This window comes from Enterobacter cloacae complex sp. SHL020 (assembly GCF_049236945.1).
In the GTDB taxonomy this organism is placed as follows: domain Bacteria; phylum Pseudomonadota; class Gammaproteobacteria; order Enterobacterales; family Enterobacteriaceae; genus Enterobacter; species Enterobacter dykesii.
Genome location: NZ_JBMKJF010000002.1, coordinates 729,059 through 744,330, shown reverse-complemented (window position 1 = coordinate 744,330; position 15,272 = coordinate 729,059). Strand labels below are relative to the sequence as shown.

The following is a 15,272-nucleotide window of genomic DNA, read 5'->3' as shown; positions in this document are numbered from 1 at the left end:
ACGGATACGAAAAAGGAGAATGCCTCTGGCATTCTCCTTTTTTTATGCCCTACTCACCCCGGCAAATATAGGTGGGATAACGCCGGTCCTGAATCAGCCACACGGAAGGCGCGAGCTCAGAGATCGTCAGATAGTAGCGTGCGGTCGGATTGGCGAAGCTACCCCACTGAGCATCAGGCGTATTGTCATTGTGCCGACGCCAGGTTTTGGTGTAGCTCAACACAATCACGTTATCATCGTCCCGCTGCTGCCAGGTAAAGTCCACATCCCTGTCAACGATCAAACATTGCCCGCCAGCTCTTGCCGCCCCTTTATAGGTTGTCAACCCGGTCCCGTCCCGATGGAAAAAGAACTGGGCAACGGTATTGACCTTTACTTCACTGGGTTTTCCCTCATTGCGTGTGAAATTAAATTCAGTGCTGCAGGCCAGCACATCCTTTTTACCCACGCTGCCGGAAAAGTAAAAAAATGCCAGCGAACAACCAACCAGGACACCGCCCACGCCAAAAAGAAGTTTTATTTTCATTTTTGTGCCCCGCTTTTATAACGTATGGTTTTACACAGGCTGGTTTGGCTGACCGGACAGGCACCAATAAACACCTCATCTGCAGCGGAAATAGTAAAACGGGCGCTGAAATAATAAATGTCGTACGCCTCACGTTCGCACGCCACATTATTAGCCTCCAGCCGCTCCGCTAATTTCGATAGCACCAGCGGTCGTCCGTGATCGTTGATAATCCAGATGCTGCAACGCGCGATTTTTTCCTTAACCGGCTTGAGTTTCGCCGGAATGAAAATCCCCTGCTGTCGGCTAAAGTAGAGATTCGTCCCCAGCGCAGCGACGATCAATACGGCCACAATCGCCCATTTTTGCAAGGAAGCGCGTTGAGGCTTTACTTCTTGCGGAGCGAACGAAGGCTGCGGATCGACGGATGGAGTTTTCTCTCCGGGCTGAAAAATCACCTCAGCATCAAAACGAAATCCGTAACGGGGCACGGTCACGATAAATTCGTGCCCCTCTCCCAGAGACTGGAAGCTTTTACGTAATTCGCTAACCGCTTTATTGAGATTATTTCCTGAGGGCGTAAAGCCAAATTCCTCCCACACGCGAGTGATTAATTCCTCCCGACTCAGGTCGCATCCTTTGTGTTTTATAAATTCCTGCAAAAGCCGCACGGCTGGCGCCGAAAGCGTTAATACACATTCTGGTTGTCCAACAAGACTTATTGCATGTGCTTCAGGATCGAATAACAACGAATTATTGCATATAAAAAACATCTTTTATTCTCGGCTGTTACCGCATGCTTTTTTAATCCCTGGTACATCGACATGAAAAACGCCTCCTGACCTGCTTATTTTTTCGTCAGAAGGAATTTTCTTCCTATCCCTGGTCGCGGTATTTTCGCTTAACTATACAACCTTAAAGCCAGAAAAGCAGGATAAAAACCTGTATTTAACGAGTTAATTAATACAAATTTTCACAAACCGCTGTTCTGGTTAAAGTTTCCCTGCCCTGAAGCAATACGAAAGCAGACGGTGTCCTGGTGTTAACGCGCCGCCGATGAACTCAGAGCAGGCAGACTGAATGTGAAACAGAAAAATAGAGTGAACATGACAACCGCCTTTTATGTCGCCGCGCTGTCATTGCCATTTTTCTCAGAAATGGCAATGGCCAATATGAGCGTGTACCCGATGGAACTGAATGTGGACAGGTCCGGTGCGGCGCAAATTAAGGTAGCGTCGAAAACGGATGATATTCAGTTCATTCGGGTGAGGCAAAAGAAAATTCTTAATCCCGGCACCGCCCAGGAAAAAGAGATTGATGTGGCCTCGTGGAAAGAAGGCGGCGTTGTTGTCACGCCCGAAAAATTTGCCCTGGCGGCAGGCGCAATGCGCGTCGTTCGTCTGGTATCGCTTACGCCACCGGAAAAAGAGACCACCTGGCGCGTCTATTTTGAAGGGGTAAAGCAGCCTGACAGCATTATTCCCGGCAAGGCAGAAAGCCCTGCTGCGACGGCAACATTGGGCGTCAATGTGATCTGGGGCGCCCTGATCCACCTCGCCCCGGAAAAAAGTGTGGTTTCACTCTCGATAGACCCTCGCAAGGGCACGTTAAAAAACAACGGTACGTTGCGCGTGCCGCTGAGAGAGATCGGTATTTGTGACGCAGATTCGTCGTGTAAATGGGTTAAAGAAGACGCGACGATTTATCCGGACACCGAACGGAAATTAAAAGCGCTCACAAAGACACAAGGCCAGAAATATAAATTCCGCTACTTCAACTGGGTGAATAAAACCGCTGAAGAAGCTGATTTACCCGTCGTGCAATAACACGACGTTACCGTAAAGACCCAAAAGGGTTTGTTTAAAGAGCCAGGGTGCTCATTTGTAAATATGGAGATATCAATGCGTAAGTACTTTAAACCTCTGATGATTGTTGCCGCGATGACCACGTCCGTTAGCGTGCTGGCGATCCAAAAAGATATTACCGTCAACGCCAGCGTTGATTCACAGCTCGATATGACCCAGGCCGATAACACGCCGCTGCCGGCAAGCATCGATATGCAGTATCTGCCTGGCCGCGGTCTGGAAAGCTATCGCCTGAATACCAAGGTGTGGTCTAACTCCGCCACCAGCAACGTGAAAGTCCGTCTGGTGAGCGCCGCGAAGCTGGCAAATGCCGACGGTGCTGAGACTATCCCAATGACGGTAAAGCTGGGCGATAAAACCCTCTCTACCGCCGATGTGGAATATACCGGTACCGAACTGTTCCCGGGTAGCATCGAAAACGGTTCAGCGGTACTGCCGCTGACCATTTCTCAGACCACCAAAGGCATTCTGAAAACCGGTCAGTACAGCGGCGTTGTCAGCCTGATGCTGACGCAGGCGACTACCACGGAAGGCGGTGCGTAACACCACAGCACCTAAGGAATAACGTCAGAGGGTGCCCACCCTCTGACGTCAGGATGATGTCGAGGCTCGTTCATGGCGTTTCACAGAAATACTCTCCTCTTTGTTGCTTTGTTACCCGCATCCATCCAACTCGCCTGCGCCGGGATGGCCGTCCCGGCAGGTTTTGAAGATCTGGCGAAAACGCAGCGCCTGTGGACAGAGGTCAACCTCTACGGCGAGTCGCTTGGACTTTTTGAAACGGATATCACGCTTGAAACGGTCAGTTTTGTCGCACCTGAAACCGTTGTGGCGGCCATCAAACGCCGGTTTAACGACGACCCTGCTCTCGTTGGCACCGTGTCTGCCGCGCTGGCCGTTCCGCTTGCCCGTAACGGCAACCTGGCCTGCAGCAGCAACGGCTCCGCAGCGGGCTGCGATTACATTGATACCGACCGCGCGGCCATTATCTATGACGAGAATAACGCCCGTATTAGCCTGTTTTTGGACAAGAAATATCTGCCTAAAGCCACCGCGGAAAATCAGTGGTATCAGCCCACGCAGGACACCGAAAATGCGCTGATCCATCAGCAGAATATTAATTTTGTTGCCGACAGGGACTATCAGTCAGCCACCGTACAGGGCAATGGCGCGCTGGCGCTCACCCAGGACGGCTATGTTAACCTTGACTGGACCTGGCTGGGACAGCGTTCAAGGCGCCAGCAGCAACAGGAAATCACCGTCAACAACGCCTGGTTCCGCCAGGATATCTTGCGTCAGTACTATGTCCAGCTGGGCGAGATGGATACCCGCGATCTGTTCAGTAATGCCGGCGGGAATATCAACCTCAGCCAGCTGCCGCTGGGCAAAATTCGTGGTCTGCGCACGGGTTCAACACGGGCGTGGATTAATCCGGTTCAGCAGTCAAAGGGAACACCTGTCACCGTGCTGCTTTCCCATGACGCGCGTATCGACGCCCGCCGTGGCAATCAGCTGCTTGCCAGCTTTTACCTGAATGCCGGGGCGCAAACCCTCGACACGCGATCGTTTCCGGACGGGAGCTACACCGTCACGCTGTCGGTCTATGAAAATAACCGGCTGACGCGTACCGAGCAGGTGCCGTTTACCCGAACCGGCATTACGCCATTTGACCGCGTCGAGTGGTTCCTGCAGGCGGGTGAAACCGACAATAGCAATCAAAACGAAGAACGCAGCGCGGTTGCGCAGGCGGGCGTACGCCTGCCCGTTACCCCGACCCTGGCGCTGACCAGCGGAGCAACGATAAAGAAAAACCAGCGTTTCCTGGAAAATGCGCTCGACTGGAGCCGGGGCTTCAACGCGGGCCCGATCGACGGCGTGCTGAGTACCCGGTTTAGCTACCTTTACGGCAGCGAAGGCCAGCGCGGCAATATTCAGCAAATCAGCTACAACGACGGTTTTTCACTGAGCCTCTATCGCAACGCGTTATCAGCCGAAAACTGCAACACCCGAAGCGCGGGGTTTGACGCCGTGAACGGCTGTTATCGCACCCTCTCGGTGATGTTTTCCGTCCCTGTCGGAGGCTGGTATGCGAGCCTCGGATATTCGGATAACCGCAACGAAGGACGTTACGTTTCACGTCGGGAGCTCCCGGACAGCGACGATCGCCACGATGCGGGTTTGCCGTGGGAATCGGTCTATATGACCCGCTCGCGCTCGCGCGCCTGGCAGGGAGGGCTGAGCAATGCCTTTAGCACCCGAGGCCTGAACATTAACAGCAGCATTAACCTGTTCATGCGTAACGATGACGCCCGCGACGGCAGGGACAAAGGCGGCTACCTGAGCGTAAGCCTGTCCATGGCGCATAACCGTCAGGGTGATGCGTCGAGCTATACCTCTATGGGCGCGACATGGCAGCACCAGCAGCGTGAAAAAAATCAGCTGAGCTACAACGTGGCGCATAACTGGTACGCCGATGCACGCGGCGAAAACGAGTACGGTCTGAGCGCGTCGGGCATTAACAGCGATTCGCTCAATACTTCAGCCTATACGCGCCAGGGCGGGCGTTATGGCAACGGCAGCCTGACCGTCAGCGACGCCTGGAATCGTCAGGACAGGCGCCATACGCTGAGCAGCAGCGGCAACTACGGCTCGACCCTTGCGCTGTCGCGTTCTGGCCTGTGGCTCGGCCGCTGGAGCGACGGTCGTCCTGCTTCCGCCGTCGCGGTTAACGTTGCCACACCGGAAGATACCCAGGCTCCGAGCGTTGCCGTGTCGTTGGATAACAGCGGGAGCGCAGACATTCCGGGCAATAGCCGCGCCCTCTTCGCAGTGCCGGGCTACCAGCAGACGACGTTGACGATTAACGAATCGCTGGACGTATCCCGGGGGGCCAGCAGTGAGATCACGCAAGGTTCAGGCAGCAGAACGCTGTTTATGGTGCCTGGCAAACTGCTGCGTCGGGACGTGCAAACCACCGCAAGCTACACCTGGCTCGGCCAGTTAACCGACGAGCGTCATTCGCCGTTTATCGGCGGCGTGCCGCTGAACGTTAACGGCTGGAGCGATCTCGGCAACGGCGGATTCAGCGCCCAGAGCGATGCCCTGCTGCATAACCTCTACCTGGTGCGCCAGCAGCAGTTCTATCAGTGCGAACTCAACGTGAAAAGTATGCGCGACGTGGTGCGCTATGTCGGTTCCATTCCTTGCCGGGAATTAACCTTCTCCGCCCTGCCGGATGCCGTCCAGCAGCAGGCGCAGCTGATGCTCGCCGGACGATCGGTACCTACCGGTCCGACTGCCATGAACGCTGACAACCTCACTAAAGGGAAATGATGTGATTAAGTGCTTCTTTATTTTACTGTTCTTAAGCCTGTGGACAGGCCAGACTCTGGCGGGCGCCCCTGCGGGACGAAACACCAGCGTTGGGATCAGCTTCGATCGCACGGCACCGCCTGCGCGTTTCGATATCTGGTTTCATGAATCGGGCGGCTTTGACGCCGCCGACCCGCAAAAGTGGGGACGTAATACCCTGACCTGTCAGTCCCGGACTGACGCCACGTACGGGGCCTGCATGAACTCACCGGTCTGGTTCTCAGCTAACCCGGCCGCGCCCTATGCCATCAATTTACGTTTCACGCATGCCCTCACCAGCAAGACGGTGGATATCAAGCTGTATGGCGATCACTACATGTTTATCAACAATAAAGTCTTTACCTTCGCCAGCTTTGTGACAGGGGGAACGGCCACAATCGCTGACTGGAACAGAGAGCCGTATTTTGATTTCTATATTGTGAAAAGCGAACTGGATAAGCTCGCCCTGCCGGGGATCTGGACCGCAACGCTGAAGCAGAATCTGCGTCAATGGGGGAGCGCCGACTGTGGCGGGAACTTCAATGACGTAAACGTCGGATGCCCTGGCTACCTCACCATCGCCAGGTGGCAGGCAAACATTCGCATTGAGGTGGTCGATCCGGGTAATCAGCAGATTTATCTGCCGGCCTTTCCGCACTCAACGCCCATCGTTAACCTCAACCTGACCAACTTCCCGGGGCGGCCGGGAGGTAGTGAGATCCAGGGTGAAAACTCGCTGGATATGTGCCTGTACGACGGCAAAAACAGCACCAGCACCCGCGCCTATCTTCGCTTTGAGGATGACGGGCTTCCCTCAGTGGATCGTGCCGAAGGCGCGTTTTCTATCAGGCGACGCGGCGGTAGCCAGACCGATGCGCGGGATCGTCTCGATTATCGGGTCTCCGTCACCAACCCAATCACAGGCGCAACCGAAAGCGTCGCGAACGGTAAAACCCTGGTCTGGCAAGGCACAAACGATCCGCAGCATCTGCGTCAGGTCGTGCTGCCCGGCGGACGCGAGAGCGTACTGTGCATCCCTGCCCCTATTATCCTGAAAACCCCCGCGTTTGCCGCCAGCAGCAAAAACGCGGGCGACTATACCGGCACGCTGCGCGTTATCTATACGCCCAGCACGTTATAACGAGGTCACCGTGAGTTACGCTATTCTCGACAATAATCGATTTTACGCCGAAGGGTTGCGCTACGCGCTGCTGCGTCGGGGCGTGCAGTTAGAGGTCCAAAGCGACACCGTGCAATGGCAGCCAGCGCTGCTTACCCGCCGTGTGGTTGTCGTACGCTGTCGTTTTTCCGTGGCCGCTACGCATCAGGCACTGATTAACATTTTGCTCAGACTGGAAGCCGCCCGCTGGCAAGGCAGCCTGTATCTGGTCTGCAATGAAAAGGGGTGGGCGCTGGCGACGCATTTACGCAAGCGTTTCAGTACGTTAACCCTTTATATCATCGATGACCGGATCGCCGTTGCCGATGCGGCATATTTGCTGGCAAAAGAGCCTCGCCGCGTTCGAAGCCTGGACTGCTGTCTTACCGGCCTTGAATTCAACGTGCTCGATCTGATGCTTACCGGCTTGCCGGTACGCCACATTGCCATCGTGACGCGTATGTCTGAGAAGCAGGTTTCGACCCATAAATGCAACGCACTGAAAAAGCTTAATGCCAACAATCTGCTGCAGCTACTCCTGTAGGGCACGGCTTATCCTGCGGCGGCTTTTTTGCTACACTGTCGCCGTTTTTTTCACAGACGACAGAAGATTATGTTCATTTTTGCAGGCCAGGAAATTGAGACCGATAGCGAAGGCTATCTGAAAGATACGACGCTCTGGAGCGAGCCGCTGGCGGAGAAAATTGCGGAAAACGAAGGGATTACCCTCTCCCCCGAACACTGGGAAGTGGTGCGTTTTGTTCGCGAGTTCTATCTTGAATTCAACACCTCTCCGGCGATCCGCATGCTGGTTAAAGCCATGGCCAATAAGTTCGGCGAAGAGAAAGGCAACAGCCGCTATCTGTATCGTCTGTTCCCGAAAGGCCCGGCAAAACAGGCCACCAAAATTGCCGGCCTGCCAAAACCGGTGAAGTGTATTTAATACCGAATCCCGAAGTTTACGTATTCCCGCCCGGGTTGATGCGGTTCCGTTAACACCTTATCAACCCGCGCGCTGCGCGGCCCACCCGCCTTCAGCCACGCCATCAGCTTGTCGACCTGCTCCGCTTCGCCGCAGGCGACCACCTCAACGCTGCCGTCGTCCATATTTCGCGCGTATCCCGTTAGCCCAAGCTCAACCGCTTCGCGCTGGGTGCTGTAGCGGAACCCCACGCCCTGAACAACGCCGTGAACCCAGGCAATGGTGCAGATTTTTGACATTTTTCTTCTCCTTAACGTAGCGTTTTCGGCAAACAGCCATAGTGCTGCCGGAAACGGGCGGTGAAACGAGAGCTGGAAAGATACCCACATTGTAATGCGATTTCGCCAATTGGTAATCGGGTTGACTGGAGCTGTGACAAAGCAACGGCCATCCTCACCTCCTCCACGATCTGACGAAAACTCTGCGACTCTTCACGCAAGCGTCTGCGCAGCGTCGGCACGCTTAAGGCCAGACGGCTGGCAACGTCCTGCGCGGTCCAGTCTCTGGCGGGCGACAGCATAATGAACTGCCGCACCTGCTCGGTCAGGTTACTGTTGCGCTCAACAAGCAGTGGACCCGCCACGCCATCGTGCAGCAGGGCCAGCAAAAGGCCGAAAGCCTGATGCTTTTGTAGCGCCTCCGGTAAATCCTGACGCACGGCGTGCAGCAGATTGTCCCACATAAACGCCAACCCCTCGCTCAGCGGGGCGCAGAGCGAATGCAGCGTCGTGCGCGGCCAGGATTTCAGGTAATGCGCTTTAAACTCGGCGACGATCTCCGGAGACAACATCAGCAAATCCGAGTGAAACAGACCGTTTACAGGCTGATTGATAATCTCCCTCGTCGTATTGGCCGGGATAATGATGAGCTCATCCCGTGTCGCCTCCAGGCGGTTATCATCCTGAACAATCACCTTACTGCCGTGAGTGATATGACAAATAGCCGGAAAAAAGAGTTTAACCTGGTGCAGGCGATGCATTTTGCTGGCAGTCACTTCACCCGCGGTAAGATGGCTATGTCGAAAATGAAACTCCTGCACCCTGCCATCCTTATCTGCTGTACGTTGCTGTTAACTGAGCTTTTGCCAGAACGTGACTATTGAGCATAAAACCGACCAGCGCGCCGCTGGCATTGCTGTCGACGGGCAGTTTATCCACGTTCAGGGCCCAGACGGTAATCTGATAGCGATGAGGCTTGTCCCCTTCGGGTGGACATGCGCCGCCGAATCCAGAATAGCCGAAATCATTACGCCCCTGCACAACGCCGGCAGGTAATTTCTCGCCGTTCGGGTTACCGGCATCAGCGGGCAGCGTCATTGTCTTCGCCGGAATATTGGCGACGGTCCAGTGCCACCAGCCGCTGCCGGTGGGGGCATCCGGGTCATATACCGTGACGGCAAAACTTTTCGTACCGGCGGGCGGATTTTTCCATGCCAGCTGTGGAGAAGTATTCCCACCGTGGCAGCCAAACCCCTCAAATACCTGCTGTTGCGCCAGCCGCCTTTCGCCGGAAATATCCCGGCTGGTGATGCCGAAAGGCGTTGTGGCTAAAACCTGAAAACTCATCGCCGCCAGAGCGGCTATGGCTATCACACTGCGCTTTTTCATGGGTGCTCCCTCTGCTGTACCGGAAGCCCTACTGTAAAGCCTGCTGCAATACCGGAATGTGCCTAAGCGATTTGATTTTGTGCCGAAACGCTCAACGGCATCCGCAGATGATTGCGCCTTGCTGAATGTGGTAATCTACGCGCCATTTCCTGAAATCGACAGAACAGCAAATTATGAGTGTACGTTTAGTGTTAGCCAAAGGGCGCGAGAAATCATTACTGCGCCGTCATCCCTGGGTCTTTTCCGGCGCGGTTGCCCGTATGGAAGGCAAAGCCAGCCTCGGTGAAACCATTGATATCGTTGACCATCAGGGGAAATGGTTAGCGCGAGGCGCCTACTCGCCAGCGTCCCAGATCCGCGCGCGCGTCTGGACGTTTGATAAAGATGAAAGCATCGACATCGACTTCTTCGTTCGCCGTCTGCAGCAGGCGCAGCAGTGGCGCGACTGGCTGGCAAAACGCGACGGGCTGGACAGCTACCGCCTGATTGCCGGTGAGTCCGACGGCCTGCCGGGCGTGACCATCGATCGCTTCGGTAACTTCCTGGTGCTGCAGCTCCTGAGCGCCGGAGCGGAATACCAGCGTGCCGCGCTGATCGGCGCGCTGCAAACGCTGTTCCCGGAATGTGCCATTTACGACCGCAGCGATGTGGCGGTGCGCAAAAAAGAAGGCATGGAGCTGACTCAGGGGCCCGTAACGGGCGAACTGCCACCGGCCCTGCTGCCGATTGAAGAGCACGGCATGAAGCTGCTGGTGGATATTCAGGGCGGGCACAAAACGGGTTACTACCTCGACCAGCGCGACAGCCGTCTGGCTACGCGTCAGTACGTTGCCGACAAACGCGTGCTAAACTGCTTCTCCTATACCGGCGGTTTTGCCGTTTCGGCGCTGATGGGTGGCTGTGCCCAGGTGGTGAGCGTGGACACTTCGCAGGAAGCGCTGGACGTGGCAAAACAGAACGTCGAGCTCAACAAGCTGGATCTGAGCAAAGCGGAGTTTGTCCGCGATGACGTCTTCAAGCTGCTGCGTAAATATCGCGACCAGGGCGAGAAGTTCGACGTCATCGTGATGGATCCGCCAAAGTTTGTGGAAAACAAAAGCCAGCTGATGGGCGCGTGCCGCGGGTATAAAGATATCAACATGCTGGCTATCCAGCTGCTGAACCCGGGCGGAGTTCTGCTCACCTTCTCCTGCTCCGGCCTGATGACCACAGATTTATTTCAGAAAATCATCGCCGATGCCGCAATAGATGCTGGCCGTGATGTACAATTTATAGAGCAGTTCCGTCAGGCAGCCGATCACCCCGTGATTGCTACCTACCCGGAAGGACTGTATCTGAAAGGGTTTGCCTGTCGCGTCATGTAACTTGAAAAGAGAAATATTGCCCGCACATAACGTGTAAGTCGTATTTCCCGGGAGGTGACTATGATTGCCAGCAAATTCGGTATCGGCCAGCAGGTCCGCCACACTTTGCTAGGGTATTTGGGTGTGGTCGTGGATATCGACCCGGAGTATTCCCTTGATGAACCGTCAGCAGACGAGCTGGCGGTGAACGCAGAGCTTCGCGCCGCGCCCTGGTACCACGTGGTAATGGAAGGTGATGATGGACAACCCGTTCACACCTATCTGGCCGAAGCGCAGCTGAGTAGCGAGCTGCAGGAAGAGCATCCGGAGCAACCCACAATGGATGAACTTGCTCAGACTATCCGCAAACAGTTACAGGCTCCGCGCCTGCGGAACTAAGCGTGTAAAAAAAGCCCGATGAACGGGCTTTTTTTTTTATTACTTCGCCAGCCCCAGACGGGGGATATCGATCGCCGGACAGCGGTCCATGACGACCTTCAACCCCGCATCCCGCGCCAGCACGGCGGCCTGCTCGTTAATCACGCCCAGCTGCATCCACAGCGTTTTCGCCCCTACGGCGATAGCGTCCTGCGCCACTTCCCACGCTGCCTCGGAATTTCGGAAGACATCAACCATATCAATTTTTTCCGGCACGTCAGCGAGCGTGGCATAACCCTGCTGACCCAGTAAGGTTTTCCCCGCCACCTTTGGCGAGACCGGGATAACGTGATAGCCCTGATCGAGAAGGTATTTCATCACCCGATAGCTTGGACGATCGGGTTTATCGCTCGCGCCCACCAGCGCAATGGTACGCGTGGATGTCAGAATCTCGGCAATATCGTTCTCTTTCATGGTTTTTCTCCTGGCTTTTTTAAAAGTGTACGACAAACCGCATATCTCAACCATCCATCCCATACAGATGCATGAGGGCAAAACGGCGAAATATGTCTATATGTTAGTAAACGTGATTATCGAAAAATTTAGATACATTAATGCGGCGACAGAATTTCTGACGGGAGCCTTCTATGAAAACCGGTATTGCCACTGCCCTGATTGCGTTAGTGATGCCGGTCTGCGTTTTTGCCACCACGCTCCGGCTCTCTACCGACATAGATCTCCTTGTACTGGACGGTAAAAAGGTCTCCAGCTCGTTATTGCGCGGTGCAGACAGCATCGAGCTGGATAACGGGCCTCATCAGCTGGTCTTCCGGGTGGAAAAGTCGATCGGTCTGGCGAATCACGAGCAACGCATGTACATCTCCCCGCCGCTGATCGTCAGCTTTAATACGCGGCAAATCAGTCAGGTGAACATCACCCTGCCTCGCCTTGAAACGGAGAAGGAATCTGCGGCCTTCGACGCTTCACCCCGCGTTGAACTGCTGGACGGGAATGCGATGCCGATTCCGGTGAAGCTGGATATTCTGGCGTTAACGACCTCGCCGAAAGGCCCGGATTACGAGGCCGCGACCCAGACCTATAACAAAGCGGGAAAACGCGCATCGCTTCCGCAGTTTGCCACCATGATGGCGGATGACAGTACGCTTCTATCCGGCGTCTCTGAACTGGACGTCATTCCTCCCCAGTCCCAGACCCTGACGGAACAGCGCCTTAAATTCTGGTTCCAGCAGGCAGATCCCGATACGCGCGCCCGGTTTTTACAATGGGCAAAACAACAACCTTCATCATAAGCCACATTTTTTACGCCTTTCTCTTGCAGCGTCAGACGGTTCCCGTCATCGTGTAGGCAGTTAACCTGATGGATATGATTATGGAACTGACAACACGCACGCTGCCTGAGCGCAAACACATTGCTCTTGTGGCGCACGATCACTGTAAACAAATGCTGCTTAACTGGGTTCGCCGCCATCAGTCTTCGCTGGAAAAGCACGCCCTTTCGGCAACCGGCACAACCGGTAACCTGATCCAGCGCGAAACGGGTCTGCAGGTGAATGCCATGCTGAGCGGCCCGATGGGCGGCGATCAGCAGGTCGGCGCGCAGATCTCCGAAGGGAAGATTGATGTGCTGATCTTCTTCTGGGACCCGCTGAACGCGGTTCCGCACGATCCGGATGTCAAAGCCTTGCTGCGTCTGGCGACGGTGTGGAATATTCCGGTGGCGACAAACCTGTCGACGGCGGATTTCATCATCGAATCGCCGCAGTTTAACTCGCCGGTTGATATTCTTATTCCGGACTATCAGCGTTATCTTTCCGACAGACTGAAGTAGCTTTTTTGCCGGGTGGCGGCGACGCCTTACCCGGCCTACCCATCCTTGCCCGGCGGCGTTATGGCTTCCGCGCCACCGGTACATCTATACTCTTCAAAATATCGACAAACACGGATGGCTCCTCTTTATTGAACAGCAGCCACACGCGATGCCGCGCGCGGGTGATAGCCACATACAGCAAACGCCGCTCTTCGGCATCCGGGAAGTCTTCCGGCACAGGCAGCAGAGCCTCTTCCATCACCGACTCGCGGGCCGGGGCCGGGAAACCGTCGCTCCCCTCTTTCAGCCCCACCACAATCACATAGTCAGCCTGCTGCCCTTTGCTGGCGTGAATGGTCATAAATTCAAGCTGCAGTTTCGGCCAGCGGGTGGCGGCTTTTTCCAGCGCCGCGGGCTTAAGGTGATGGTAGCGCGCCAGCACCAGAATACGTTCATCGGGCTTCGCGTAGCCGCTGAGCTTGTCCAGCAGCGGTTCCAGTTGGTCATCCGCCAGCAGGGTGACCGCTTTTTTATCTCCTGGGCGCAGGCTATTGAGTGGCTTTGCCAGCTGATGCGGGTTCTGCTGGATAAAGCGGTTGGCGATCTCACCAATGCGTGAATTGAAGCGGTAGGTGGTATCCAGATCGCTGCGATCCCCTTCGCCAAAATGGTGGTGGAACGCGGTCGTCAGGGAGAGCTGCGCCCCGCTGAAGCGATAGATGGCCTGCCAGTCGTCCCCTACCGCAAACAGCGACGTATGTTTATTTTGCGCCCGTAGCGCCGAGAGCAGTGCAGCACGCTGCGGTGAGATATCCTGGAACTCATCCACCAGAATATGTTTCCACGGACTGACAAAACGTCCCTTCTCAAGAATGATGATGGCCTGATGGATCAAACCGGAGAAATCGACGGCATTTTCCTCTTTCAGCGCGGTTTTCCAGGCTTTCAGCAGCGGAGCCATCAGCTTGACCCGTTTCGCAAACAGATCGCGGATCGCCTCCGGCGCGCTTTCAATCATCTCTGCCTGCGATCCACCGTGCATTCGCATCAGGCTGACCCAGCGGTCAAGTCGCGAACCCAGCCGACGCGCCAGTTTGTCATCCTGCCAGAAGCTGCCCTCTGGCACCTCCCAGCCGAGCTCCTCTTCCAGCCACTGCCGCCACCCTTTCGCCTGCGCCTTTTTCTCACTGCACTGCTGGCGCCACGTTTTGATGAACAGCGCCTGACGCGCCTGCGCGTCGTTTTCCAGCTTACTAATGGAAGGCACTTTTTTACTGCCCTGCTGAATAATATGCAGCGCAAGGGCATGGAAGGTTCTGGCCGTGATGTCCCGGGTGTGCAGACGTTCCTGGATACGTTCGTCCATCTCCTGAGCAGCCTTACGGCCAAAGGCCAGAAGCAGTATTTGATCGGCTACCGCTTCCCCGGTCGTCAGCAGCCAGCCGGCACGCGCCACCAGCACCGACGTTTTACCGCTACCGGCCCCCGCCAGCACCAGCAGCGACTGCTCGCCATTGACCACCGCGCGCGCCTGGGCCGGATTGAGCGGTGAAGATTCCACCGTACTGAAAAAGTCGGCGTATTGGGTGAGCATGGCGTCCGTCCAGGCCTGATTATGAGCGAGACGGCTTTTATCCTTATCGTTCAGCCAGGCCTGACACTGGCGCCAGGCGTCGCGACAGTTGTCAAACTCGTCGAGACGCGTCACGGAGAGCGGCAGCGCCGAGAGTGCGTGTCGGATCTTTTGCTGCAGCCCGGCGGTCTGCTGACGGGTCAGCCACGCGTGCTGTGCGTTGCTCTGCGCGATATCGTCCAGCACCTGCTGCAGCACCTGGGCGGCAATTACGCTCATATCCTGGCTCCACTGCTGCCACAGCGCGTTCAGGTGATGATGGAAACGCTGGGTTTCCGCCCACTCGGTGCCGTGAAGACGCACGACTTTATCGTCAGGCAGAACGAATTCCAGCTCGCCCCACACCAGCCCGCGTTTACAGTGGATAGCCAGAAGCTGGTTAAACGGAATAAGGTATTCGTGGCGTTCCCCGGAGACTTTCACCCCGGCATTAAGGAGAACCACCCTGTCGTAAGGGTGTTGCGCCAGGCGTTTGCCTAACGAGGTTGCTTTCAGTTCCATGTTCCGCCAAATCCACGAAGAGATAATTTACCTGACAGTTTAACTGCCAGTTTTAAGGTGCTCCAGCCTAAAAAAACGTTACAATCATTGGGCGTTAATTTTATCGAAAGGAAGTGAGGG

The 15,272-nt window shown here is 55.5% G+C and carries 17 protein-coding genes; 10 read left to right on the top strand and 7 right to left on the bottom strand.

What is annotated here, in order from left to right; genetic code table 11:
• Positions 1 to 49: 49 nt before the first annotated feature.
• Positions 50 to 526 (bottom strand): hypothetical protein, encoded by a 477-nt coding sequence (locus ACOTZB_RS08580; RefSeq protein WP_193804677.1) that lies wholly within the window; start codon positions 524 to 526, stop codon positions 50 to 52.
• Positions 523 to 1,278, bottom strand: coding sequence for a winged helix-turn-helix domain-containing protein (locus ACOTZB_RS08575; protein ID WP_421626900.1), 756 nt, complete (start codon positions 1,276 to 1,278; stop codon positions 523 to 525). The genes ACOTZB_RS08580 and ACOTZB_RS08575 overlap by 4 nt, the downstream gene beginning before the upstream one ends.
• 309 nt (positions 1,279 to 1,587) lie before the next feature.
• On the opposite strand from ACOTZB_RS08575, the gene ACOTZB_RS08570 reads away from it, so the two are divergent.
• The 6 genes from ACOTZB_RS08570 (at position 1,588) to tusE (ending at position 7,823) form a co-directional block, all read left to right on the top strand.
• Complete coding sequence (locus ACOTZB_RS08570; protein WP_421626899.1) at positions 1,588 to 2,331, top strand: fimbrial protein; 744 nt, start codon at positions 1,588 to 1,590, stop codon at positions 2,329 to 2,331.
• 75 nt (positions 2,332 to 2,406) lie between these two features.
• A complete protein-coding gene (locus ACOTZB_RS08565) occupies positions 2,407 to 2,913 on the top strand; it encodes a CS1 type fimbrial major subunit (protein WP_025912956.1) in 507 nt (168 codons plus the stop codon).
• A 72-nt stretch (positions 2,914 to 2,985) separates the two neighbouring features.
• A complete protein-coding gene (locus tag ACOTZB_RS08560) occupies positions 2,986 to 5,703 on the top strand; it encodes a TcfC E-set like domain-containing protein (protein WP_421626898.1) in 2,718 nt (905 codons plus the stop codon).
• Position 5,704: 1 nt separating this feature from the next.
• Complete coding sequence (locus ACOTZB_RS08555) at positions 5,705 to 6,862, top strand: CfaE/CblD family pilus tip adhesin (protein ID WP_421626897.1); 1,158 nt, start codon at positions 5,705 to 5,707, stop codon at positions 6,860 to 6,862.
• Positions 6,863 to 6,872: 10 nt separating this feature from the next.
• The gene (locus ACOTZB_RS08550) at positions 6,873 to 7,424 is read left to right on the top strand and encodes a LuxR C-terminal-related transcriptional regulator (RefSeq protein WP_047652829.1); all 552 of its coding nucleotides are present in this window, start codon (positions 6,873 to 6,875) and stop codon (positions 7,422 to 7,424) included.
• A 69-nt stretch (positions 7,425 to 7,493) separates the two neighbouring features.
• Positions 7,494 to 7,823, top strand: coding sequence for a sulfurtransferase TusE (tusE, locus tag ACOTZB_RS08545; protein ID WP_008499913.1), 330 nt, complete (start codon positions 7,494 to 7,496; stop codon positions 7,821 to 7,823).
• Here tusE and yccX read toward each other — a convergent pair.
• Genes yccX through ACOTZB_RS08530 form a run of 3 tightly spaced genes read right to left on the bottom strand, consistent with a single transcriptional unit; the run spans position 7,820 to position 9,469 of the window.
• Positions 7,820 to 8,101, bottom strand: coding sequence for an acylphosphatase (gene yccX, locus ACOTZB_RS08540; RefSeq protein ID WP_421626896.1), 282 nt, complete (start codon positions 8,099 to 8,101; stop codon positions 7,820 to 7,822). The genes tusE and yccX overlap by 4 nt on opposite strands.
• Positions 8,102 to 8,112: 11 nt before the next feature.
• Entirely contained in the window at positions 8,113 to 8,901 is a 789-nt protein-coding gene (locus ACOTZB_RS08535; RefSeq protein WP_421626895.1) for a helix-turn-helix transcriptional regulator, read from the bottom strand.
• A 10-nt stretch (positions 8,902 to 8,911) separates the two neighbouring features.
• The gene (locus tag ACOTZB_RS08530; protein ID WP_421626894.1) at positions 8,912 to 9,469 is read right to left on the bottom strand and encodes a kinase inhibitor; all 558 of its coding nucleotides are present in this window, start codon (positions 9,467 to 9,469) and stop codon (positions 8,912 to 8,914) included.
• A 173-nt stretch (positions 9,470 to 9,642) separates the two neighbouring features.
• Here ACOTZB_RS08530 and rlmI point away from each other — a divergent pair, with 173 nt between their 5' ends.
• Together rlmI and hspQ are read left to right on the top strand one after the other, a co-directional pair.
• Positions 9,643 to 10,833: a 23S rRNA (cytosine(1962)-C(5))-methyltransferase RlmI gene (gene rlmI / locus ACOTZB_RS08525; RefSeq protein ID WP_421626893.1), complete on the top strand. Its 1,191-nt coding sequence runs from the start codon at positions 9,643 to 9,645 to the stop codon at positions 10,831 to 10,833.
• A 60-nt stretch (positions 10,834 to 10,893) separates the two neighbouring features.
• Positions 10,894 to 11,211, top strand: a complete 318-nt coding sequence (gene hspQ, locus ACOTZB_RS08520) for a heat shock protein HspQ (protein WP_008499919.1) — start codon at positions 10,894 to 10,896, stop codon at positions 11,209 to 11,211.
• A gap of 39 nt (positions 11,212 to 11,250) precedes the next feature.
• On the opposite strand, the gene ACOTZB_RS08515 is transcribed toward hspQ, so the two are convergent.
• Positions 11,251 to 11,664 (bottom strand): CoA-binding protein, encoded by a 414-nt coding sequence (locus ACOTZB_RS08515; protein WP_028012609.1) that lies wholly within the window; start codon positions 11,662 to 11,664, stop codon positions 11,251 to 11,253.
• A 173-nt stretch (positions 11,665 to 11,837) separates the two neighbouring features.
• On the opposite strand from ACOTZB_RS08515, the gene csgI reads away from it, so the two are divergent.
• Positions 11,838 to 12,500 (top strand): curli synthesis inhibitor, encoded by a 663-nt coding sequence (csgI, locus tag ACOTZB_RS08510; protein ID WP_033145125.1) that lies wholly within the window; start codon positions 11,838 to 11,840, stop codon positions 12,498 to 12,500.
• Between the two features lie 80 nt (positions 12,501 to 12,580).
• A complete protein-coding gene (gene mgsA, locus ACOTZB_RS08505) occupies positions 12,581 to 13,039 on the top strand; it encodes a methylglyoxal synthase (RefSeq protein WP_023311034.1) in 459 nt (152 codons plus the stop codon).
• Positions 13,040 to 13,097: 58 nt separating this feature from the next.
• On the opposite strand, the gene helD is transcribed toward mgsA, so the two are convergent.
• Positions 13,098 to 15,152, bottom strand: coding sequence for a DNA helicase IV (gene helD, locus ACOTZB_RS08500; protein ID WP_421626892.1), 2,055 nt, complete (start codon positions 15,150 to 15,152; stop codon positions 13,098 to 13,100).
• Positions 15,153 to 15,272 lie beyond the last annotated feature (120 nt).

Coding starts and splice junctions, on each gene's coding strand:
- ACOTZB_RS08580 (WP_193804677.1), bottom strand. CDS start 526: ATGAAAATAAAACTTCTTTTTGGCGTGGGCGGTGTCCTGGTTGGTTGT.
- ACOTZB_RS08575 (WP_421626900.1), bottom strand. CDS start 1,278: ATGTTTTTTATATGCAATAATTCGTTGTTATTCGATCCTGAAGCACAT.
- ACOTZB_RS08565 (WP_025912956.1), top strand. CDS start 2,407: ATGCGTAAGTACTTTAAACCTCTGATGATTGTTGCCGCGATGACCACG.
- ACOTZB_RS08560 (WP_421626898.1), top strand. CDS start 2,986: ATGGCGTTTCACAGAAATACTCTCCTCTTTGTTGCTTTGTTACCCGCA.
- tusE (WP_008499913.1), top strand. CDS start 7,494: ATGTTCATTTTTGCAGGCCAGGAAATTGAGACCGATAGCGAAGGCTAT.
- yccX (WP_421626896.1), bottom strand. CDS start 8,101: ATGTCAAAAATCTGCACCATTGCCTGGGTTCACGGCGTTGTTCAGGGC.
- ACOTZB_RS08530 (WP_421626894.1), bottom strand. CDS start 9,469: ATGAAAAAGCGCAGTGTGATAGCCATAGCCGCTCTGGCGGCGATGAGT.
- rlmI (WP_421626893.1), top strand. CDS start 9,643: ATGAGTGTACGTTTAGTGTTAGCCAAAGGGCGCGAGAAATCATTACTG.
- hspQ (WP_008499919.1), top strand. CDS start 10,894: ATGATTGCCAGCAAATTCGGTATCGGCCAGCAGGTCCGCCACACTTTG.
- ACOTZB_RS08515 (WP_028012609.1), bottom strand. CDS start 11,664: ATGAAAGAGAACGATATTGCCGAGATTCTGACATCCACGCGTACCATT.
- csgI (WP_033145125.1), top strand. CDS start 11,838: ATGAAAACCGGTATTGCCACTGCCCTGATTGCGTTAGTGATGCCGGTC.
- mgsA (WP_023311034.1), top strand. CDS start 12,581: ATGGAACTGACAACACGCACGCTGCCTGAGCGCAAACACATTGCTCTT.
- helD (WP_421626892.1), bottom strand. CDS start 15,152: ATGGAACTGAAAGCAACCTCGTTAGGCAAACGCCTGGCGCAACACCCT.